Here is a 474-nt window from a genome sequence, read left to right as displayed (position 1 = left end):
CCCCTTCCCGCACGGAGCCGATGCCATGTCGACGCCTGATCAGCCTCTCGCCCTCACAGAACTCAACATTCCCGGTCGCAGCAAAGACCCGGTATCGCAGGATCCCGACATCTGGGGCATCAACATCGCGGCCGCGCTGGGCAATTTTCCCCTTAACGGCCTGCTGTGCCAGGCGGGACCGTGGGGCAACATGGCGGAAGGCGACAGGTTGACGATCTTCTGGGGCACCGGGCAGAACGTCTGGGTGGAAACCGTCGACAAGACCGAGGTCAACACGCAGTTGCGCATGTTCGTGCCGTCCCGGCACATGGTCGATGGCCGCTTTGCGGTGTCCTATGTGGTCAAGCCGTTGGGCGGCACGGATCAAGCGTCCGAAGTCATGCAGGTGCTGGTCAAACTCACGCGCCCCGGCGGCCATGACGACAACGGTGATGGCGGGCATTCCAAGCTGATCATGACGATTCCCAAGGAGAT

Annotated in this window: 1 pseudogene; it reads left to right on the top strand. The window is 62.2% G+C overall.

The features are described from left to right. Window positions 1–25: 25 nt before the first annotated feature. Window positions 26–474: pseudogene (locus tag ACW9IR_RS29630) on the top strand (hypothetical protein); the annotation flags it as partial.

The organism is Pseudomonas sp. SDT291_1_S447, from assembly GCF_054070155.1.
This window is presented reverse-complemented; position numbering and strand designations above follow the sequence as displayed.